Annotated in this window: 21 protein-coding genes; 15 read left to right on the top strand and 6 right to left on the bottom strand. The window is 58.1% G+C overall.

The window, feature by feature from the left end; all coding sequences use genetic code 11:
- Positions 1 to 98: 98 nt before the first annotated feature.
- Positions 99 to 1349 carry an MFS transporter gene (locus OQV00_RS11920; RefSeq protein WP_004862448.1) on the top strand — a complete coding sequence of 417 codons (1251 nt, stop codon included), beginning with the start codon at positions 99 to 101 and terminating at the stop codon, positions 1347 to 1349.
- 34 nt (positions 1350 to 1383) lie between these two features.
- Here OQV00_RS11920 and OQV00_RS11915 read toward each other — a convergent pair whose 3' ends face one another.
- A complete protein-coding gene (locus tag OQV00_RS11915) occupies positions 1384 to 1476 on the bottom strand; it encodes a KPN_01571 family protein (RefSeq protein ID WP_004862449.1) in 93 nt (30 codons plus the stop codon).
- Between the two features lie 266 nt (positions 1477 to 1742).
- On the opposite strand from OQV00_RS11915, the gene OQV00_RS11910 reads away from it, so the two are divergent.
- The 3 genes from OQV00_RS11910 to ydgU all read left to right on the top strand — a co-directional run bounded on the left by OQV00_RS11910 (position 1743) and on the right by ydgU (position 4100).
- Positions 1743 to 3230: a carboxypeptidase M32 gene (locus OQV00_RS11910; RefSeq protein ID WP_266280413.1), complete on the top strand. Its 1488-nt coding sequence runs from the start codon at positions 1743 to 1745 to the stop codon at positions 3228 to 3230.
- Positions 3231 to 3413: 183 nt separating this feature from the next.
- Complete coding sequence (gene asr, locus OQV00_RS11905) at positions 3414 to 3947, top strand: acid resistance repetitive basic protein Asr (RefSeq protein ID WP_143958920.1); 534 nt, start codon at positions 3414 to 3416, stop codon at positions 3945 to 3947.
- 69 nt (positions 3948 to 4016) lie between these two features.
- A complete protein-coding gene (gene ydgU / locus OQV00_RS27245) occupies positions 4017 to 4100 on the top strand; it encodes a small membrane protein YdgU (RefSeq protein ID WP_099130682.1) in 84 nt (27 codons plus the stop codon).
- Between the two features lie 184 nt (positions 4101 to 4284).
- On the opposite strand, the gene OQV00_RS11900 is transcribed toward ydgU, so the two are convergent.
- Positions 4285 to 4893 (bottom strand): LysE family translocator, encoded by a 609-nt coding sequence (locus OQV00_RS11900; protein ID WP_004862458.1) that lies wholly within the window; start codon positions 4891 to 4893, stop codon positions 4285 to 4287.
- A 118-nt stretch (positions 4894 to 5011) separates the two neighbouring features.
- On the opposite strand from OQV00_RS11900, the gene OQV00_RS11895 reads away from it, so the two are divergent.
- Both OQV00_RS11895 and OQV00_RS11890 read left to right on the top strand, forming a co-directional pair.
- Positions 5012 to 5929, top strand: coding sequence for a LysR substrate-binding domain-containing protein (locus OQV00_RS11895; RefSeq protein ID WP_032724363.1), 918 nt, complete (start codon positions 5012 to 5014; stop codon positions 5927 to 5929).
- Between the two features lie 661 nt (positions 5930 to 6590).
- Complete coding sequence (locus tag OQV00_RS11890) at positions 6591 to 7403, top strand: trypsin-like serine peptidase (RefSeq protein WP_004862464.1); 813 nt, start codon at positions 6591 to 6593, stop codon at positions 7401 to 7403.
- 4 nt (positions 7404 to 7407) lie between these two features.
- On the opposite strand, the gene OQV00_RS11885 is transcribed toward OQV00_RS11890, so the two are convergent.
- From OQV00_RS11885 to mdtJ, 3 genes are all read right to left on the bottom strand, one after another.
- On the bottom strand, positions 7408 to 9564 hold the full coding sequence (locus OQV00_RS11885; RefSeq protein WP_266280411.1) for a putative bifunctional diguanylate cyclase/phosphodiesterase: 2157 nt from the start codon (positions 9562 to 9564) through the stop codon (positions 7408 to 7410).
- A 105-nt stretch (positions 9565 to 9669) separates the two neighbouring features.
- On the bottom strand, positions 9670 to 9999 hold the full coding sequence (gene mdtI / locus OQV00_RS11880) for a multidrug/spermidine efflux SMR transporter subunit MdtI (RefSeq protein WP_004862469.1): 330 nt from the start codon (positions 9997 to 9999) through the stop codon (positions 9670 to 9672).
- Positions 9986 to 10348, bottom strand: coding sequence for a multidrug/spermidine efflux SMR transporter subunit MdtJ (gene mdtJ / locus OQV00_RS11875; protein ID WP_054829443.1), 363 nt, complete (start codon positions 10346 to 10348; stop codon positions 9986 to 9988). The genes mdtI and mdtJ overlap by 14 nt, the downstream gene beginning before the upstream one ends.
- A gap of 549 nt (positions 10349 to 10897) precedes the next feature.
- Here mdtJ and OQV00_RS11870 point away from each other — a divergent pair.
- The 9 genes from OQV00_RS11870 (at position 10898) to mdcH (ending at position 19641) form a co-directional block, all read left to right on the top strand.
- Positions 10898 to 11929: an AI-2E family transporter gene (locus tag OQV00_RS11870; protein WP_004862473.1), complete on the top strand. Its 1032-nt coding sequence runs from the start codon at positions 10898 to 10900 to the stop codon at positions 11927 to 11929.
- A gap of 510 nt (positions 11930 to 12439) precedes the next feature.
- Complete coding sequence (gene mdcA / locus OQV00_RS11865; RefSeq protein ID WP_004862476.1) at positions 12440 to 14095, top strand: malonate decarboxylase subunit alpha; 1656 nt, start codon at positions 12440 to 12442, stop codon at positions 14093 to 14095.
- Entirely contained in the window at positions 14095 to 14955 is an 861-nt protein-coding gene (locus OQV00_RS11860) for a triphosphoribosyl-dephospho-CoA synthase (protein ID WP_004862479.1), read from the top strand. The genes mdcA and OQV00_RS11860 overlap by 1 nt, the downstream gene beginning before the upstream one ends.
- 10 nt (positions 14956 to 14965) lie before the next feature.
- A complete protein-coding gene (gene mdcC, locus OQV00_RS11855) occupies positions 14966 to 15265 on the top strand; it encodes a malonate decarboxylase acyl carrier protein (protein ID WP_165458805.1) in 300 nt (99 codons plus the stop codon).
- Positions 15258 to 16091, top strand: coding sequence for a biotin-independent malonate decarboxylase subunit beta (locus tag OQV00_RS11850; RefSeq protein WP_004862483.1), 834 nt, complete (start codon positions 15258 to 15260; stop codon positions 16089 to 16091). The genes mdcC and OQV00_RS11850 overlap by 8 nt, the downstream gene beginning before the upstream one ends.
- A complete protein-coding gene (gene mdcE, locus OQV00_RS11845; RefSeq protein WP_032717605.1) occupies positions 16091 to 16891 on the top strand; it encodes a biotin-independent malonate decarboxylase subunit gamma in 801 nt (266 codons plus the stop codon). Before OQV00_RS11850 ends, mdcE begins: the two co-directional genes overlap by 1 nt.
- A 269-nt stretch (positions 16892 to 17160) precedes the next feature.
- Positions 17161 to 18120, top strand: coding sequence for an AEC family transporter (locus OQV00_RS11840; protein WP_004862487.1), 960 nt, complete (start codon positions 17161 to 17163; stop codon positions 18118 to 18120).
- Between the two features lies 1 nt (position 18121).
- Positions 18122 to 18742 (top strand): malonate decarboxylase holo-ACP synthase, encoded by a 621-nt coding sequence (locus OQV00_RS11835; RefSeq protein WP_004862489.1) that lies wholly within the window; start codon positions 18122 to 18124, stop codon positions 18740 to 18742.
- Positions 18739 to 19641 (top strand): malonate decarboxylase subunit epsilon, encoded by a 903-nt coding sequence (mdcH, locus tag OQV00_RS11830; protein WP_048024979.1) that lies wholly within the window; start codon positions 18739 to 18741, stop codon positions 19639 to 19641. Before OQV00_RS11835 ends, mdcH begins: the two co-directional genes overlap by 4 nt.
- On the opposite strand, the gene OQV00_RS11825 is transcribed toward mdcH, so the two are convergent.
- Positions 19631 to 20557 carry a LysR substrate-binding domain-containing protein gene (locus OQV00_RS11825; protein WP_004862492.1) on the bottom strand — a complete coding sequence of 309 codons (927 nt, stop codon included), beginning with the start codon at positions 20555 to 20557 and terminating at the stop codon, positions 19631 to 19633. The two genes, mdcH and OQV00_RS11825, sit on opposite strands and share 11 nt — an antisense overlap.
- Positions 20558 to 20703: the final 146 nt, after the last annotated feature.

Genomic DNA, 20703 nt, shown 5'->3' with positions numbered 1-20703 from the left:
AGATTATTAATATATTAGACAGAATATTTACATTTTCATACCCTTAAAATGTGATCTGTGATGTTTCCTAACTCTGTGTTCTCAGCAAGGATTTTTCCGTGAGTCGTACAACTACCGTTGATACCGTGCCGGCAAGCGAGGTCAGCGACAATGTTATATCCCAGCCAAATCAGTTTATTAAGCGCGGTACCCCCCAGTTTATTCGGGTCACTCTCGCCCTCTTCTCCGCCGGTCTGGCCACTTTCGCCCTGCTTTACTGCGTTCAACCGATTCTGCCGGTGCTCTCGACCGAATTTGGCGTGACTCCCGCCAGTAGCAGCGTTTCGCTGTCGATTTCCACCGCGATGCTCGCCGTTGGCCTGCTGTTTACCGGCCCGCTTTCGGATGCTATCGGCCGTAAACAGGTGATGGTCACCGCGCTGGTGCTGGCCTCATGCTGTTCTTTACTGTCTACGATGATGTCGAGCTGGCACGGCATTTTGATTATGCGGGCGCTGATTGGCCTGTCGCTAAGCGGCGTGGCGGCAGTCGGGATGACCTATCTGAGTGAGGAGATCCACCCCAGCGTCGTCGCCTTTTCCATGGGACTGTACATCAGCGGCAACTCGATTGGCGGAATGAGCGGCCGTCTGCTGACCGGGGTTTTCACCGACTTTTTCGGCTGGCGCGTGGCGCTGGCGGTGATCAGCTGCTTCGCGTTAGCCTCGGCCATTATGTTCTGGCGAATCCTGCCGGAATCGCGACACTTCCGCCCGAGTTCGCTGCGCCCCAAAACCCTGCTGATTAACCTGCACCTGCACTGGCGCGATCGCGGGCTGCCGCTGCTGTTCCTCGAAGGATTCCTGCTGATGGGGTCTTTTGTCACCCTCTTCAACTACATTGGCTATCGCCTGATGATGTCGCCCTGGTCGCTGAGTCAGGCGGTGGTTGGCCTGCTCTCCGTCGCATATCTGACCGGGACCTGGAGTTCCCCGAAGGCCGGGGCAATGACCGCACGCTACGGCCGCGGCCCGGTGATGCTTGCCTTTACCGCCGTTATGCTGGCCGGGCTGACGCTGACCCTGTTCTCCTCTCTGTGGCTGATATTTGCGGGCATGCTGCTGTTCTCCGCCGGCTTCTTTGCCGCCCACTCGGTCGCCAGCAGCTGGATTGGTCCTCGTGCGCGCCGCGCCCGCGGCCAGGCATCGTCGCTGTACCTGTTCAGCTACTATCTCGGCTCCAGTATTGCGGGGACATTAGGCGGGGTATTCTGGCATAACTATGGCTGGAACGGCGTGGGTGGCTTTATCGCGCTGATGCTAATGGCCGCACTGCTTACCGGCGTTTGCCTGCACAAACGTCTGCAATAATCTCTCTTCACGTGGCCTTTATCGGCCACGTCTTTCACCACATGCCCAGTACCGACGACGCCCCCAATAGCTCTCTGACGGCATCGATAGACAGCAGTGCAATAAATAGCATAGTGAACGGATTCATAATGACTCCCGAACGACGGCCTGTGCCCAAAATAAGTTTAGCCGCTGCTCAAAAAGAATCCGCTATTCTGACCACATCAATGTGACAATATTTCGATCCTGCTCCCGGCCAGGCGAAAAAACTGGCGCGATAGTCCGTCCCCACCGATCGCTCTGCCGGACGGCCCGGCGAGCCTTGCGTCTCGTGTGGAAGATTGGCGCGGATCAGGATAGTGTAGAGGTCAACGGGCAACGCCTTTCGTTCACTCGCAACAGGCCAAACTAAACATGACTGACAACAAAAACTATCAGCAGCTTACCCGCACTTTCCAGCGTCTTTCCCGCTTCTCGCATCTCGGCGCTATCGCCGGCTGGGATATGTTCGCCATGATGCCGCCGGGCGGCAGCGCCGCGCGAGGCGAGGCTCTGGCGGAACTGGGCGTGCTGCAGCATCAAATCCTGACGGATAAGAGCGTGGCTGAAGCGCTGCGCAACGCACGCCAGGAAAATCTGAACGACGTTGAACAAGCGAATCTGCGCGAAATGACTCGCCAGTACGAACAGGCGGCGCTGCTGCCGGAAAGTCTGGTTGAGGCCAAATCGCTGGCAGGCAGCCGCTGCGAACATGCCTGGCGCAGCCAGCGCCCGGCGAACGACTGGGAAGGTTTCGCCGAAAACCTGCGCGAGGTGGTGAAGCTGAGCCGTGAAGAAGCGGCGATTCGCGCCGGGGCGAAAGGGTGCTCTCGCTATGATGCCCTGCTGGATATTTTCGAACCGGATATGACCAGCGCGCGGCTTGACGTGTTGTTTGCCGATCTCAAATCCTGGCTGCCGGCTCTGCTCGCCAGCGTCGTCGAAAAGCAGTCCCTGACCCCGCCGGTTGCGCCGCAGGGGCCGTTCCCGCTCGCTGAACAGCGTGAGCTGGGACTGGAAGCCATGCGGATTCTGGGTTTTGATTTTGATGGCGGGCGTCTGGATATCAGCGCCCATCCGTTCTGCGGCGGCGTGCCGCAGGATGTGCGCATCACCACGCGCTATAACGAAGAGGATCTGCTCAGCGCCCTGTTCGGTGTGATTCATGAAACCGGTCATGCGCGCTATGAACAAAACCTGCCGCGTAAATGGCTCGATCAACCGGTGGCGCTGGCCCGCTCAACGGCGATCCACGAATCGCAAAGCCTGTTCTTCGAAATGCAGCTCGGACGCAGCGATGCCTTCCTGAAACGCCTGCTGCCGGCCGTGCGTCAGCGTTTTGGCGAACAGCCGGCCTTCAGCACTGAGAATTTCATTGCCTGGAACCAGCGCGTCAAGCCGGGTTATATCCGCGTGGATGCTGACGAGGTCAGCTATCCGGCCCATGTTATCCTGCGCTATGAGATCGAACGGGCGCTGATCGATGGTGACATCGAGGTAGACGATATTCCCGCGCTGTGGGATGAGAAAATGCAAAGCTGGCTGGGACTCTCTACCACCGGCAATTATCGTAATGGCTGTATGCAGGATATTCACTGGACCGATGGCGGGTTTGGTTACTTCCCTTCCTACACCCTCGGCGCCATGTACGCCGCGCAGCTGATGGCTGCCGCGAAGCGCGCGTTGCCGCAGCTGGAGGCCAACATTGCCAACGGTGATTTCACGACGCTGTTTGCCTGGCTACAGCAGAATATCTGGCAGCACGGCAGCCGGTTCAGCACCTCACAGCTGATCATTAACGCCACCGGGGAAGATCTGAACAGCGACTATTTCCGCCAGCATCTCAGCGCACGCTACCTGTAAATGCCTCCGTCGCGCCGGGGCACTCCCCGGCGCTCACCGAAATATCCTCGTCTCAGTTTCGGTTGTACATATCGTTACACGCCGATACCAAACACTCACGGAAAGCCAGAAAAGAGAGGCATATAGTTCTTTCAACGGCCCCGCAGTGGGGTTCACTGAAAAAACAATTTCGAGGATATCAGAATGAAAAAAGTATTAGCTCTGGTCGTTGCCGCTGCTATGGGTCTGTCTTCTGCTGCTTTCGCTGCTGACGCAGTAAGCACCACTCAGGCTCCGGCTGCTGCAACTCACAGCACCACTGCCAAAACCACTCATCATAAAAAACATCACAAAGCCGCTGCCAAACCGGCCGCTGAGCAGAAAGCTCAGGCCGCGAAAAAACATCACAAAGCCGCCGCCAAACCGGCCGCTGAGCAGAAAGCTCAGGCCGCGAAAAAACACCACAAAGCCGCCGCCAAACCGGCCGCCGAACAGAAAGCTCAGGCCGCGAAAAAACATCACAAAGCCGCCGCCAAACCGGCCGCTGAACAGAAAGCCCAGGCCGCGAAAAAACACCACAAAGCAGCAACCAAACCAGTAGCCCAGAAAGCCCAGGCCGCGAAAAAACACCACAAAGCGGCAACCAAACCAGTAGCCCAGAAAGCTCAGGCTGCTAAAAAACACCACAAAACTACTAAACATCAGGCCGCTAAACCTGCTGCACAACCGGCTGCTTAATTCTTCCGGCAAGTCAGGTTAATCATAAACCGGCGCTGTTTCAGCGCCGTTTTTTTCTGGAGGGCACTTATGCTGCGGCGCTATCGTTTTGAGCTCATCCTGATCCTGTTAATTCTCTGCGCGCTGATTGCGACCCGCTTTTTCCTCTACTGAATAAGACGGCGCTTCATCACTCTGCGCAGCGACTCTCCGGCCCGACATCTCACCATGCTGTCACCGTCTACGTTGCTCCTCCTTGTCGCCCCGTCGGATTGCGCGGTGAATACCGCATCAATGCGCTGATTTTCATCACAAGGTCACGCCAGCAGACCGCTACTCCTCCCGTAGCGAGAAAGCGCTAATGACCTGCCAGCAGCCAGAAATGATACCCCACGCCATACACCCCAAGAATCAGCAAAAAGCAGGCGGCAATTGTCGTTAAGCGATGGGCATGCGCCGGGGCCAGCCAGCGCCGAATGGCGAGGATATAGAACGACAGCACCCCAAGATCGATAGCCACCCAGATGATGCTCAACAGACCAAGGCTCAGGCCAACATCACTGGTAATCTGGATAAACTGCGGGAAAAACGCGGCAAAGAACAGAATGTCCTTGGGATTACTCAGGGCGGTCACGAACCCCGACCACACGCCGCCTCGCGCGGTCGCCGCGCCAGGTGTCACAGGCGACGGACGCAGCATACTCAGAGCAAGCCACGTAATATAGATGGACCCCAGCGCCGCCAACAGCAGCAGAATGTCGGGATGGATCGCCACGGCGCCGGTCAACATTGCCGCCGCAACGGCCATCAGCACCAGCGACGCGAGATTGCTGCCTATCATCGTACGCACTGCCGATGAAGCCCCGTCTCTGGCGGCGCAGCCGGTCACCAGTAGCACCACCGGCCCCGGCGTAGCAATCAGCGCCAGCACCGTCATGCTGTATCCCGCCATCAATGCATAGTTCATGATACTGACTCACTCTTTTTTTTCAGGTCAGCGCATTTTCTATTTAGATTTCAGGATTGAAAAACGACAAATGGTGAGTTTGAATGTGAGTTTAACTCAATATAGAAAGCTGACCGATATGTCGATGCCGCCGCTGTATGCCCTCCGCGCTTTTGAAACCGCCGCCCGCCTTGGCTCCTTTAGCAAAGCCGCTGCGGCGCTGCACGTTACCCCCGGGGCGGTCAGCCGCCATATCAGCACGCTTGAGGCCTGGTTTGACTGCCAGCTGTTTACCCGTCAGGGGCCAAAAGTGATGCTCACCGATGCGGGAAGGCAGCTCGCCAGCGCGCTGGCGGAAAACTTTGCCGCCATTGACAGCGCCTGCCAGACCTTGCGCCATCAGGCGGGCAAGCTGCGGCTGAAATCGCCGTCGACACTCACCATGCGCTGGCTGCTGGATGTGTTGCAGCGCTTTCGCCAGCAGCATCCGCGACCGGTCATAGAGATGAGCAGCGTGTGGATGGACAGAGACAGCGTAGACTTCAGCCGCGAGCCTTACGATTGCGCGATTCTGCTCGGCGATGGTCATTTCGGCGAAGAGACCTGCCACAGGCTGTTGTTTGCCGAATGGCTGGTTCCGATCTGCGCCCCGTCCATGGTCGAGGCCGCTCGCCAGAGATTATCCGCCTGCCCGCTGATTCATCCGACGACCGATCGCCGGGACTGGCGACGTTGGCTACAGCATGCCGGAGCGTTATCGCAGACCGGGATAAACCAGGGAATCGTCTTTGATAGTCTGGAACAAGGCACGATGGCGGCCATGAGCGGGCACGGGGTCTCGGTGGGCGATCTCTTTTTGAGTCTGCAAGCGATTCGCAGCGGCCTGCTGGCGCTTCCGTTCCCGCAGGCCGTTGCCACCGGCGAGGGCTATTACCTGGTGTGGCCCAAAAAGAGGCTTAATCCACAGCCTGTCGCCCTGCTGTATCACTTTTTACTCGCACATATCCCGGCGCCGTTCCCGGATGGATTAACCCGCCTGGGTCAGCCGCCAAAGTGACTGCGGTCCTGGCGGTTTACATAACATGTACCGCCTGCACAACCAGATATCCCGCCGCGCCCCAGATAAAAACCGACGCGAGAGAAACATAAACTAACGCACGAATACCTTTTTTAGACATACATCCTCCCGAAACCGGAGATAAGAATTAGCGGATATCATCGCCGGGGTAACATCTCTGTTTGTTCAACGGCAGAGAGGAATAACAATATTTGCGGTGAGAAAATGTTTCACATTGAAAGCAACTGAGAATGCTGTAAAGAAGTGCATTTTCCGCTGAAGAAATGTCTGTTTTTACTGCTCGCCGTCGCGTTCTGCGCATGACACTCCCGATCCCTCCGCGCGGCCCGCTTGCCTGTTTTTCGTCTGATTTGGTACTTTCCGTAACCCGATTTATGTTGCTTCCGCTAGCGCTTTCTGCGGAAATAACGCGATGGAAAGATGCGTGCTAACCGGTTGAGTTATCTTCATTCTTCCGCCAAAAAGAGCCGTTTTGAGGTAATTTTGTCCGCCGTGGGCTTTGATTAAAATTACTCTTAACTTTCATAAACTTAAATCTCCTGCTACTGTCAATATAGACAAAATCATCCCGGCGGCTTCATTCGCATGAAGTACGCAAAAGGATGCAATGTAGAAACATAATTTCTCCCCAGAGAGTGATATGCGTAGAGACGTACTGTTATTGCTGTGTTCATTTTGTTTGTTGTCCCCGTTTGCTCACGCTGATGATGACAGCATGAGTGCGAAAGATATCAAGACGCTTTTTTTCGGTCATGACGATCGCAAACCGGTCAACAATCCTGCCGAGGAACCCTGGGATGCCATTGGTCAATTAGAAACGGCCAGCGGCAATCTGTGTACCGCCACGCTCATTTCGCCGCATCTGGCGCTGACCGCCGGTCACTGTCTGCTGACGCCGCCAAAAGGCAAGCCGGATAAACCCGTTGCGCTACGCTTTATTTCCCGCAAAGGCGGCTGGGTGTATGAGATTCACGGCATTGAAGGTCGCGTCGACCCGTCGCTGGGTAAGCGGCTCAAAGCCGATGGCGACGGCTGGATTGTCCCGTCGGCGGCTGCGCCCTGGGACTTTGGCTTAATCGTTTTACGCTACGCGCCGGGCGGCATCACGCCGATCCCGCTGTTTAGCGGCGATAAAGCCGATCTCACCGCCGCGCTGAAGGTGTCTGAGAGAAAAGTCACCCAGTCCGGCTACCCGGAAGACCATCTGGATAATTTATACAGCCATCAGGACTGCATTGTGACCGGCTGGGCGCAGACCACGGTGCTGTCTCATCAGTGCGATACGCTACCCGGCGACAGCGGTTCGCCGCTGCTGTTGAAAACCGATACCGGCTGGCAGGTCATTGCCGTACAGAGTTCAGCGCCCGGTCCGAAAGATCGCTGGCGGGCGGATAACCGGGCGATTTCGGTGACCGGTTTTCGTGACAAGCTGGAAGCGCTGGCCGGTGAGTAAACGATCAGCCCTGCTGCTGGCGCAGCTGTAGCAATGATGTGATCGGCATCGGTTCGCTGAAGTAAAAACCCTGCAACCGATCGCATCCCGCCCGCCGCAGCAGAGCCAGCTGCTGCTGATTCTCAACCCCTTCGGCCACCACCGTCATTCCCAGCGCTCCGGCGATACGCACGGTCCCGCGAACCAGTTCCGCGGCCTGGGCATCTACATCCACCAGCCCGGCCAACGATTTATCAATTTTAAGCGTGTCGAAGCGAAAACTGCGCAGATAGCCGATGCTGGAATAGCCAATGCCAAAATCATCCAGCGCAACCGCGGCCCCCAGCGCTTTCAAATTTTCAATCGCCGCAAGGGCGCGGGCGGGATTTTCCATCACATAGCTCTCGGTCACCTCGATTTGCAAACGGCGGGCCGGAAAATGGCAGCGGGCGAGCACCTGGACGACGCGCGTTTCAAACTCCGGGTCGCGAAACTGTGCGGGCGAGATATTCACCGACAGCATCAATTCCCCGATGGACTGAAGATCGCAGCAGGCCCGGTAGAGCGCAAACTGCCCCAGCGCATAAATCAGACCGCTGCTTTCCGCGATGCCGATAAAGACATCCGGCGGCAGCGGCCCTTCCGGCCGACGCGGCCAGCGCAACAGCGCTTCGACCCCCTCCATCACCAGGGTATCGGCGTTAACAATCGGCTGGTACCAGACATCAAATTCATCGTTTTCCAGCCCCTGGCGAATGCCGTTTTCGATATTCAGCTGATATTGCCGGGTATCGTTGAGGGTCTCGTCATACCAGGAGGTACGCCCTTTCCCCGATTTTTTCGAGTGATACATCGCAATATCGGCCCGGCGAAACAGCTCGGTACTCGGACAGGATGCGGGCGTGCCGCTGGCAATACCGATGCTGGCGCTGATGTAAATTTTCCGCTCATTAAGCTTCACCGGCGACTTCAGCATCTCCAGCACCGCCCACGCAAAAGCCGATGCATGATCCACCGCCTGCTCCCCGCTGATGGTCATGGCAAACTCATCGCCGCCCATACGGGCCAGCAGACCGTCGCCCGGCACCCGCTCCTGCAGCTCCCGCGCAATATGGGCAATCAGCGCGTCGCCGACCTCATGCCCATAGTTGTCGTTGACATCCTTAAACCCGTCGAGATCAATAAACACCACGCACTGGGTCTCATGCTGCGACTTATCGCACTCCTGATTCAATCGCCCGATCAGCGCCCGGCGGTTGGGCAACTGGCTGAGCCAGTCGGTCAACGCGATTTTACGCGCCAGCTTCTCTCCACAGGAGAGTTTGTACAGCCCGAGGCAGCTGAAGAGAATAAACAGCAGGATCAGGCTGGCGGCCACCAGGGCGATAAGCCGGATACTGTTCGACGCCGCATGCGCCGCCTCCGCGCCGGGTAGACGCGGCTGCCAGCTGAGATAGCCAATGATCTCCCCGCCATGGGTACGCAGCGGAATGCTATATTCACCGCTGCCCTCCGACTCATGCAGGCCGTTAATCTGAAAAGTATTCCCCAGTTTTTGCAGCATCTCGGCATTGATATGCCGGGTGACCACCAGGTAGCGACGCGTATCATCATGCACCTGTAAGCGCCCCAGCGTCGGGCGAATCAGTCCGATACCAATAAAGGCGATGCCTTCACGGGTGCGGGTAATACCGGCGTAGGCGCCTTTGCCGCTGCGCAATGCTTCAGCATGCCGGGCGATGAGCGATTGCAAACCGCTGCCAAAAAAGCGTATGTCGGTTTCGTTAAAGGCCTGGCTGCGAAACGATCCCCACAGCACGCGATAGTGCTGATCGAGCACAAAGGTACCGTCGTAAAGATTGTTGATTTTGAAGCCCGAGCCCCAGGAGTCATACAGCCAGCCGGTATTCAATACCGGGGCGTAGGTTTGTTTAACCGCGTCGTCCCAAATCGAGTTATCCAGTACCAGCGAGAGAACGCGGTTCACCGATGTCTGCACCGCGCCATCCACCGAAAGAACGGAGCGATGTCTGTCGATTTCATTTGTTTTAATACTAATCAGATGCTGGGAAAGATAGATTAAAGAAATAACAGAAACAATGAGGCCGATACCGGCGAGGAAGATCATGACCGAAAGCGTTTTGGCCGAGGGAAGATTGCGCCAGCCAGGCAAATTAACCATTCTTTGTCCTCATCACGGCTAAAGGTAAACGCGCCGCCAGTACTCTTTTTTAAAGAATAATACAGAGAACAAATTTTGCCGCCCGCGGGAGCAGGCGGCATCACATTACGCCAGTTTAATCAGCACCATCCCGGTCACCAGCAATATCACGCCAATCCAGCCTTTATGATTTAAGCGTTGGCCGAACAGAATCCATCCTGCGGCAATCGTGGCGGCAATACCGAAACCGCCCCACAGCGCATAGGCCACCGACAGGTCAATGCCCTTCACCGCCTGCGAGAGCGCGCTGAAGGCACCCAGCACCGCCAGCAGCGACAGTATGCCGTATACTTTACGACGAAAACCGTCTGAAAATTTCAAAAAGACGTTAGCGACAATTTCCAGCACGATGGCCAGCGCCAGCCAGGCGCCGTGAATCCACTCAAACTGTTGCATGGGCCGCCTCCGTTGGCTGCTTCACCGCTTTTTGGGTACCGGATTTAATTAACACGATCCCGACCACCAGCGTCGCCAGCCCCGCCATTTTGATCGGCGAAAGCGCTTCATCAAACAGCAGGACGCTGAATAAAGTGATCAGCAAAATACCGATACCCTCCCACAGGGCATAGGCCACACCGAGGGCGATTTTTTTAACGGCAAAAGCCAGAAATATATAGGAAAGTGCAATCATCACCAGCATTAAAATAAAGCCGATGTGTCCACCGCTGACGCTGGCCCATTTCATAGAAAGTGTGCCGGTAATTTCAGCAACGATTGCTAACGCTAATAAGATCCAATAAAACATAATCCTTCTCCTGCTAGAGAATATAATCCACCGCGGCTTACAGCGAAGGTAAACCGGAAAAATTCTGAGATTGTTTAGCCGTGCGCAGGGCGCCAGCTCAGGCAGAGAGAAAGGACTAAAGCGCGGAGCGCCAGTGTTGCTCGCCGGCAAAGCGGCAGCCAGGGAAGGAAACGGCAGGGTGAGTCGAAATATACATCCTGAACTGATTGTCCATAAAATTACAATTATCCGCGGTATTGCTTCTCGTCATTGCGGATGAGTATTGTCCTCGGTAGTTACACACAGTAAATTTGTACCATAATGCTACATTATACTCAAAGTCTTTGCACTTCTTTACGTCTGACATTTGATTTTGATTAGCTTTTACTGATGGCAATCGCCATTATGATGGCGCTTCACTTTTTTATTTTCGCCACCGAATTGTTTTCACCACCGTAGACGTTTTAGCCGGCGCAGTCATTCTGCCTGAGCGAGGCAGTTTTTGCTGATTTTACCCCGGCATTCGGGTCTACACTGTGAGGAAAACCGGTCATTTTTTCAGGGACACACATGGCTAAACCCATCATTACGCTTAATGGATTAAAGATTGTCATCATGCTGGGCATGCTGGTCATCATCCTCACCGGTATTCGCTTCGCCGCGGATATCATCGTCCCGTTCATCCTTGCGCTGTTCCTCGCCGTGGTCATTAACCCGGTGGTCCGGCTGATGATGCGCTGTCGGGTACCGCGCGTGCTGGCCATTTCGTTATTAATCAGCGCGATTGTCATGCTGGCGGTGGTTTTGCTGGCCTCATTAGGTACCTCGCTGAATGAACTGGCGCGCACGCTGCCGCAATACCGCACCTCCCTCAGCGAGCCGGTGCAAACCGTGACGCCCTGGCTACAGCGATTTGGGTTTACCGTTTCCGTTGTCGAGTTGAATAAATACATCGACCCCAACGCGGTCATGACGATGGTAACCAGCCTGCTTACCCAGCTGTCGAACGCAATGTCCTCAATCTTCCTCTTGCTGCTGACGGTGGTCTTTATGCTGCTGGAAGTGCCCCAGCTGCCGGCCAAGCTGCAACAATTGATGTCCAGACCGGTGGAAGGTATGGGCGCCATACAGCGCGCGATCGACAGCGTCTCTCACTACCTGGTGCTAAAAACCGCCATCAGTCTGGTCACCGGGATGGTGGTCTGGGGCATGCTGGTACTGCTGGACGTTCGCTTCGCCTTTATGTGGGGGCTGCTGGCCTTTGCCCTCAACTATATTCCGAATATTGGCTCGGTGCTGGCCGCCATTCCGCCTATTTTGCAGGTGCTGGTGTTCGGCGGACTGTACGACGCGCTGGTGGTACTCACAGGCTACCTGGTGATTAACCTGGTGTTCGGGAATATTCTTGAGCCGCGGATCATGGGGCGCGGTCTGGGGCTATCGACGCTGGTGGTATTTCTGTCGTTGATTTTCTGGGGATGGTTGCTCGGACCGGTAGGCATGCTGCTTTCCGTCCCATTGACAATCATTGTCAAAATCGCGCTTGAGCAGAGCCCCGGCGGGCGGAGTATCGCCGTGCTGCTGAGTGATTTAAGTAAATAGATTTTGTTCGCGCTGGCGGTACAAGGCCGCCAGCGGCAGATTTCCCTTCGTCGATGCGTAAACACGCTGCTGTTGGCGAATTTCTCATGCCAGACGATCCCGACCTCAGGGTGCTTCTGACATCCGCCCCCCGCCTCTTCTTAGCGCTGTCTGGCAAAACGAGCGGAGCATCGTCGGCCGACGGGAAGCGTTGCCGACACCCGGCATTTGCGCATTGTCAAAGATGTTCACGCTCATGCAATCAGCTCGATTCCCCCCGGCAACGCATGATATCTCCTGCTGGCACGCCCTCGCATGTCGCATTTTGCCCTTTAATTCCTCTCCTTCGGGTCCTCCTCTAGCCGACACCTTGAACCTCTGCTTCGATCGCCGTCACATAATTTCCCTTAGAATTATTACTCTCAGGCTAACAATCCTTTAGCGGGCTTAATTGATGCGCTGCCCGGCGCGTCGCACACTAACTTCCACACCAGGACAATCAAAACGATCTGTCGAATCAGGAGGTTAATAATGAATGCCGAACAATCGCCGGGGCGCGTCTGGAACCGTCGCCGTACGGAAAAGCAGCGGCGACTGGCCGCCGCGAACGTCTCCGGTAAGGTTATCCCCACCGACCAGCTGGTCGAGGCGCTGGAACATCTGCTGGCACCGGGCGACCGCGTCGTACTGGAGGGCAATAACCAGAAACAGGCCGATTTTCTCTCCCGCATGCTTGCGGAAGTGAACCCGCAAACTATCCACGACCTGCATATGATCATGCCCAGCGTCGGACGCAGCGAGCATCTGGATCTCTTTGAAAAAGGGATTGCCCGTAAGCTCGATTTCTCGTTCTCCGGTACCCAAAGCCTGCGGATTTCGCAGCTGCTGGAAGATGGTCTGCTGGAAATCGGCGCGATTCACACCTACATCGAACTTTACTCTCGCCTGTATGTCGACCTGTCACCCAACGTCGCGTTAATCGCCGGGTATAAAGCCGACCGCAAAGGCAACCTTTACACCGGACCCAGCACCGAAGATACCCCGGCGCTGGTCGAAGCCGCCGCCTTCCACGACGGGATCGTTATCGCCCAGGTGAACGAACTGGTCGACGACGAGTGCGATCTTCCGCGCGTCGATATCCCCGGCTCGTGGATAGACTACGTGGTGGTGGCCGATAAGCCGTTCTTTATTGAACCTCTCTTTACCCGCGACCCGCGCCTGATTAAACAAGAACATATTCTGATGGCGATGATGGCGATTAAAGGCATCTACGCGGAACATCAGGTGCAGTCTCTCAACCACGGGATCGGCTTTAACACCGCCGCCATTGAGCTGCTGCTCCCGACCTATGGTGAACAGCTGGGGCTGAAAGGCAAAATCTGTAAGCACTGGACGCTTAACCCGCATCCGACCCTGATCCCGGCCATCGAAAGCGGCTGGGTGGAAAGCGTCCACTGCTTCGGCGGCGAACTGGGGATGGAAGAGTACATCCGCGCCCGCCCGGATGTGTTCTTTACCGGCGCCGATGGCTCTATGCGTTCTAACCGCGCCTTCTGCCAACTGGCGGGTCAGTACGCGGTCGATATGTTTATCGGCTCCACCCTACAGGTTGATGGCCTCGCAAACTCCTCAACCGTCACCCGCGGACGGCTTTCCGGATTCGGCGGTGCGCCGAACATGGGTCATGACCCGCACGGTCGCCGCCACGCGACCCCGGCCTGGCTGAACATGATCACCGAACCTGACCCGATGCAGCGCGGCAAAAAGCTGGTGGTGCAGATGGTCGAAACCTTCCAGGCCGGCGTGAAGCCGACCTTTGTGGAAAAACTTGATGCGGTAGAGGTGGCGAAAACCTCCGGCATGCCTTTAGCCCCGGTAATGATCTACGGCGATGACGTCACCCACGTGCTGACCGAAGAGGGTATCGCCTATCTCTATCGCGCGGAAAGCCTGGAAGAGCGGCGGGCAATGGTCGCCGCCGTGGCCGGCATCACCGACATCGGTCTGGGCGTCGATGCCAGACGCGTCGCCGAACTACGTCGCAGCGGCAAAGTGGTCTATCCGGAAGATATCGGTATTCGCCGCAGCGATGCGACCCGTTCCCTGCTCGCCGCCGGCAGCGTTGCCGATCTGGTCGAATGGTCCGACGGTCTTTACAACCCACCTGCCAAATTCCGGAGCTGGTAATGAAACTCCTGTCACAGACTCATGCCGGGCTGCAGGCCGAGACGCTGGCGTGGATCGCCCGCGACTGCCTGATCGACGAAGCGCGATTAAGCCCGAAGCCGGGTCTGGTGGACAGCCGGGGAAACGGCGCCCATCACGACCTGTCGTTAGATCTGATGGAGCGCTCGGCGCACAGCCTGACCCCGACGTTTCTGCAGCTGGCCCAGCAGAGCTGGCAGCGCCCGGCCGACATCGCCCTGCGCGAAACCATTGGCCGTTTAGGACGCGAAGGCGAACGGCAGATGATGGCGGCCACCGACGGCGTGAATACCCATCGCGGCGCAATTTGGGCTCTGGGATTACTGGTGAGCGCGAACGCGATGTTAAGCGCCAACGCCAGCGCGCAGCAGATTGCGGACACTGCCGCCCTGCTCGCCCGTCTGCCGGACAGCGCCGCGCCGAAGGTCTTCAGCAAAGGGCTGAAGGCGACGCACCGTTACCGGGTACCGGGCGCGCGTGAAGAGGCGCAGCAGGCCTTCCCGCACGTGATGAAACTGGCGCTGCCCCAGCTGTTGCGCAGCCGCGCACAGGGCGCGGATGAAAACGCCGCTCGTCTTGACGCGCTGATAGCAATCATGACCTCGCTCAGCGATACCTGCGTGCTTTCACGCGCCGGAATGGCCGGTCTCAACGCGATGCAGACCGGCGCGCGCGCCGTGTTGCGTGCCGGCGGCAGCGCCACGGTTCAGGGCAGCAAAGCGCTCGCCGAACTCGACGCGCAGATGCTCGCCCTCAACGCTTCGCCCGGCGGCGCCGCCGATTTGCTCGCCGCCACGCTGTTTCTCGACAGGGTCAGCCAGCCCGCGTCTTGCTCAATTTAAAGAGGATGTTATGGAACACATTACATTGTCATTCCCTGCCAGCCGTACCCTCAGCGGTAAAGCTCTGGCAGGCGTCGTAGGCTCCGGTGATATGGAAGTGCTGTTCACCGCGGCCATCGGCGACACGCTCAACATCGATATCACCACCTCCGTAGACAACAGCACTCACCGCTGGAACGCGCTGTTTGACCGTCTGAATCTGATCAACGGCCTGCCTACGGGCACGCTGATTATTCACGACTTCGGCGCGACGCCGGGCGTGGCGCGCATTCGCATCGAACAGGTTTTTGAGGAGGTTTCCCATGCGTAACGACCGCAGCTTTATTGAATTACGCGCCCGTGAACGTGCCCGGACGCTGCTTGATCAAGGCAGCTACCGCGAACTGATCGATCCGTTCGCCGGCATGATGTCGCCGTGGCTCGCGCCGCAGGGCGTGGTACCGCAGTCCGACGACGGCATGGTGGTCGCTCGCGGCACCATCAACGGCCAGTCCGCGGTGGTCATTGCCATCGAAGGCACCTTCCAGGGCGGCAGCATGGGTGAAGTCTCCGGCGCGAAAATGGCGGCGGCACTGGAACTGGCGGCCGAAGACAACCGCAACGGCATCCCGACGCTGGCGGTTCTGTGCCTCGAAACCGGCGGCGTGCGCCTGCAGGAGGCCAACCTCGGTCTCGCGGCGATTGCCGACATTCATGCGGCGATTGTGGACCTGAGGCGCTACACCCCGGTGGTCGGCATTATCGCGGGCACCGTCGGCTGTTTCGGCGGGATGTCTATCGCCGCCGCCCTGTGCAGCTATCTGATTGTCACCCGCGAGGCGCGTCTGGGTCTCAACGGCCCGCAGGTTATCGAGCAGGAAGCCGGAATCGAAGAGTACGATTCCCGCGATCGCCCGTTTATCTGGAGCATGACCGGCGGCGAAATCCGTTATGCAAGCGGGCTGGTCGATGCGCTGGTCGGTGACGGCATCGATGCGGTGAAATCGGCAATGAATGAGGCCATTGCCAAAGGCGTCCCGGCACAACACCGCAGCGATAAATATGCGGATTACCTGGCCCGCCTGACCCACTTCGATACCCGCCAGCAGGCGGATACCGCGCAGATCAAACAGCTTTTTGCCCGGGAGGTGAAATGATGACTCAGTCCAATAGCCGTGGGGCCGTATGGCTGGAAAAACTGGCGCCGAACGCGCCGCGCGTAAACGGCCTGTGCCCTTCAGTACAGGTCGCTGACGGTGAACTGAACGGCGCAAGCGTGCGCTTCATCGCCGTGGTGCCGGATGCCAACAACCACTACCCGCGCGCCGCCAAAGGCGAAGTGGGTCTGCTGGAAGGCTGGACGCTGGCGAAAGTGGTCAATGAAACCATCGATGCCGACGCCAACAGCGACGTAAAACGCCCGATAGTGGCGGTCATCGACGTCCCGAGCCAGGCCTATGGCCGCCGCGAAGAGGCGTTCGGTATCCACCAGGCGCTGGCCGGTGCCGCAGGCGCGTATGCAAAGGCGCGCCTGGCGGGTCATCCGGTGATCGGCCTGATCGTTGGTAAGGCAATGTCCGGCGCGTTTCTGGCGCACGGCTACCAGGCTAACCGCCTGATTGCCATCAACGACAAAGGCGTGCTGGTGCATGCGATGGGCAAAGCGTCCGCCGCGCGGATCACGCTACGCACCGTCGAGGCGCTGGAAAAACTGGCGGCGACCATTCCCCCCATGGCCTACGACGTCAGCAGCTACGCCACGCTCGGTCTGCTCTCCGACCTGCTCAATCTCAGCAATCCGGATGCCCCGTCTGATGCTGACCTGGCACTGGTGGAGATCAGCGTGCAAAAGGCCATTTCCGATGCGCGCAAAGACCCAACGCTGAAAAACCGTCTCGGCGCGGAAAATCGCCGTAGCTCAGCCCTGGTCCGCGAGCGGATGCGCGCCAGCTGGTAACGGGCAACATCAGAAGTACGTAAAAAAAGACCTGCCGAAAGCGGCTACCGTCGGGCGCAGCATAGCGCCCACGGCTCGCGGCTTTTAGAAAACTAAAAACATCGCAATTAGCCCAATACGCTGAATCATTCACGCTGGCCCAAGGCGGCAGCTGAGTCAATCCCCATGAGCTGAGTTGAGTCAGTGACCGGGAGCCGGGAAGGCAGCCAACGCACAGGCAGCGTGAAGGACGACGCGTATCTCTTTTTTTATCTACAGGTGAGTACTCTATGACTTATGTAATTGTTCATGCCCTGGCGCCGATTTTTCTCATCATGCTGCTGGGCTTCTGGGCCGGCAAAGCCAAAATGGTCGACAATAAAAACGTGTCGCTGCTGAATATCTTCGTGATGGACTTCGCCCTGCCGGCCGCGCTGTTCAGCGCCACCGTACAGACGCCGTGGGCGGGAATCGTCGCGCAATCCCCGCTGATTGTGGTGCTGACCGGCGCCATGTGGGTGACCTATGCGGCGATCTACTTCCTGGCCACCGGCGTGTTTAAAAAGTCGCCGCAGGACGCGGCGGTGCTGACCCTCACCGTGGCGCTGCCGAACTATGCCGCACTCGGCCTGCCAATACTCGGCAGCGTGCTGGGCGAAAGCTCCGCCACCTCGCTGTCCGTGGCGGTGTCCATTGCCTGCGGCTCGGTACTGATGACCCCGTTTTGCCTGCTGATCCTCGAACGTGAAAAAGCGCGCGCCGCCGGGGAAAACAGCGGTTCTACCCTGGCGATGCTACCGGTGCTGATGTGGCGCTCGCTGAAAAAACCTATCGTCATGGGCCCGCTGCTCGGCGTGATCCTTTCGGCGATAGGCATCACCATGCCAGACCTGCTGCTGGCGGCGATCAAACCGCTGGGCCTCTCAGCAACGGCTGCCGCGCTGTTCCTGACCGGGGTCATTCTGTCTGCCCGTAAGCTGAAGCTGAACGCGATGGTCGGCATCGCAACCATCGCCAAGCTGCTGATCCAGCCGTTTATCGCCTGGGGTATCGTTCTGGCATTCGGGCTGCACGGTTCGGTGGCGATCACCGCTATCCTGATGATTGCGCTGTCTGCCGGTTTCTTCGGCGTGGTGTTCGGCAACCGCTTTGGCGTCCAGTCACCGGATGCCGAAGCCGTGCTGCTGTTGAGCTCCGTTCTGTGTATCCTGTCGTTACCGCTGTTTATTACTCTGACTTCCGGACTCTGATATGACCTTTACCCCGCGCCCGCACGATTTACTGTGGCTGAACAACGCCAACGCCTTACTGACCGTTGAGGAGGCGTGGGTGGCCACCCAGTGGCACCCCGGTTTGCCGGTGGTGGTGCGGCGCGATGTAAATGAAAACCATGATATTCCGGTGGGCGTGCGCGGCATGAAGCGCGAACAGCGCGCCGCCGGATGGGTGAAGGCAGAGGCGGTTTCCCGGGTGGTGACGCCGGAAGCGCTCACCGACCGCGAACGCCTGCTGCACTCGCCGTTTGTTTCCCAGCCGCCGGTTCAGGCGGCTATTTTACTGACGACCTTCGCGTGGCCGTGGCTGTGGGGCATTACTGGCAGTACCGGCTATGCGCTTGCCAGCGAAATTCCCGTTCTGCACGCCGACAGCGATCTCGATTTGCTGATCCGCGCCCCTATGCCGCTGACCGGGGATGAGCTACGGCAGTGGCAGACGCAGGTTGCGAAACTGCCGTGTCGGGCCGACACCCAGATTGAAACGCCGTTCGGCGCCTTTGCGTTGAATGAATGGCTGCGCGATGGCCGCGTATTGCTGAAAACGTCCCGGGGCGCGCGCCTGACCACTACGCCCTGGCACAGGGAGGAAGCATGAAAATTCTCTTTACCTTTCCCGGTCAGGGAAACCAGCGCCCGGGTATGCTCGGCGTCATCCCCCACCGTGAGGCGATCCTCGCCGAGGCCCGCAGCGTACTCGGGGAAGAGATCGTCACCTTAGATAGCGTCGAGGCGCTCAGGCACACCCGGGCCGTGCAGCTGTGCCTGCTTATCACCGGCGTCGCCTGGGCGCGGGAACTACAGCGCCAGGGCGTCCAGCCGGATATCGTCAGCGGGTTGTCGATCGGCGCCTTTCCTGCCGCAGTCATCGCCGGGGCGCTGGATTTCGCCAGCGCACTGCGCCTGGTGGCGCGACGCGGCGATTTAATGGAACAGGCCTATCCGCACGGTTACGGCCTGACCGCGATTATGGGGCTGACGCGGGATCGGGTGGAGGCGCTGCTGATCGCGGGAGAGACCTACATCGCTAACCTCAATGCCGACACGCAGATTGTGATTGCCGGCACCGATGAGGCGATGGCGCGCGTAGCGCAGAAAGCGCTGGCCATCGGCGCCACTAAAGCACAGCGGCTGGCGGTCAGCGTTCCCTCGCACTGCGCGCTGCTGGACGCCCCGGCAGCCGCGCTGGCGCAAGCCTTCACACAGGTCTCGTTGCAGCGCCCGCGCTGCGCTTACCTGAGCGGTTCCACCGCGCGGGTACTGTGGGATCCGCAGCGGATCGCCGACGATCTGGCGATGAATATGGCGCGGACGGTACGCTGGCAGGATGCCGTCGTCGCCGCCCAGGAGCGCGACGCCCGGCTGGCAATAGAGATGCCGCCCGGCGGTGTACTCACCTGCCTCACCCGCCAGGCGGGCTGGCAGGGAGAGAGTCTGGCGCTTGAGAGTAGCGGCGTGGCGGTCGTGCGTCATCTGGCGCAGCGGCTTAACGGTTAAGACTGCGGGCGTACATTCGCCCTTCTGCCGCCAGCGCCAGCAGATCGGCGTCACGTTCACGATGGTGGGCATAGACGATAGAGATCAGCTGGCGCATCTGGTAGGGTTCCGCCAGCTTTAACAGCTGCACATCGTTTTCATACACTTTCTTCATGCGGCCTGGCAGCAGCGCAAAACCGACGCCGGCCTGCACCAGGCTAATCATTGAGAAGATATCGTTCACCCGGGTCACAATTTCGGGTTCGAATCCCGCCACCTGAAAGGCTTCCTGGAACCCGGCATAGGTGGCAAATCCTTCGGCCAGCGAGACAAATTTGCGGTCTGCATAGTCGCGCAGGTCGGCAGGCAGCACGCTGTCGAGTTTTTCCGCCGCCGGTGCGGCGAGGAAAATATCGTCTTCAAACAGCGGGACCACATCAAAGGCAGTATTACTGAACTCCCCTTCATTGGTCGCGATCAGAATGGCGTCGAGAGCATCGTCTTCCAGCATATCCAGCAGCATCTGGTTGGATCCCATGGTCAGATCGAGCTCCAGTTCGGGCCGTCGTAGCTTCATACCCATAATAATTCGCGGCACCGTCTCAAGAGTTAGCGAGTAGAGTGTGCCAATGCGCAGACGCCCCTGGCCGACGCCGGCCACCTTGCGCGTCGCTTCCAGCCCACGGGTCATTAAACTGGTGACATCCTGGCAGTACTCCAGCAGTGTCCAGGCCGCCGGCAGCGGCAGTAAATTTCGCCCCTTATGCACAAACAGCGAGCAGCCAACCCCCTCTTCAAGGGTATGCAGCGCCCGATGAACGCTCACCCCGCTGAGCTCCATGGCTTCGGCGGTTCTGGCAATATTCCCCTTAACCATAAACATCATAAATATCGACAGTTTGCGGAAGGTTATCTCCTGATTAATGTCGTCTTTCATTATTTTCGCCCCGTATTTCCGCTTTTTTCTTGTCAATTCAAGCCAGTATAACCACAATCGGCGGCGAAAGTTTTAACGGGGCGCAAGTTCAGGGCCTGTCGCATCTCCTCGCGGCGAGAACCGCTGCCGCCGTCGGTGATAAACCT

The sequence above is a fragment of the Klebsiella sp. DY2415 genome (genome assembly GCF_026314315.1).
Taxonomy (GTDB): Bacteria; Pseudomonadota; Gammaproteobacteria; order Enterobacterales; family Enterobacteriaceae; genus Klebsiella; species Klebsiella ornithinolytica.
Note: the sequence above shows the minus strand (reverse complement) of the source record. Positions and strands in the feature narration are given on the sequence as shown.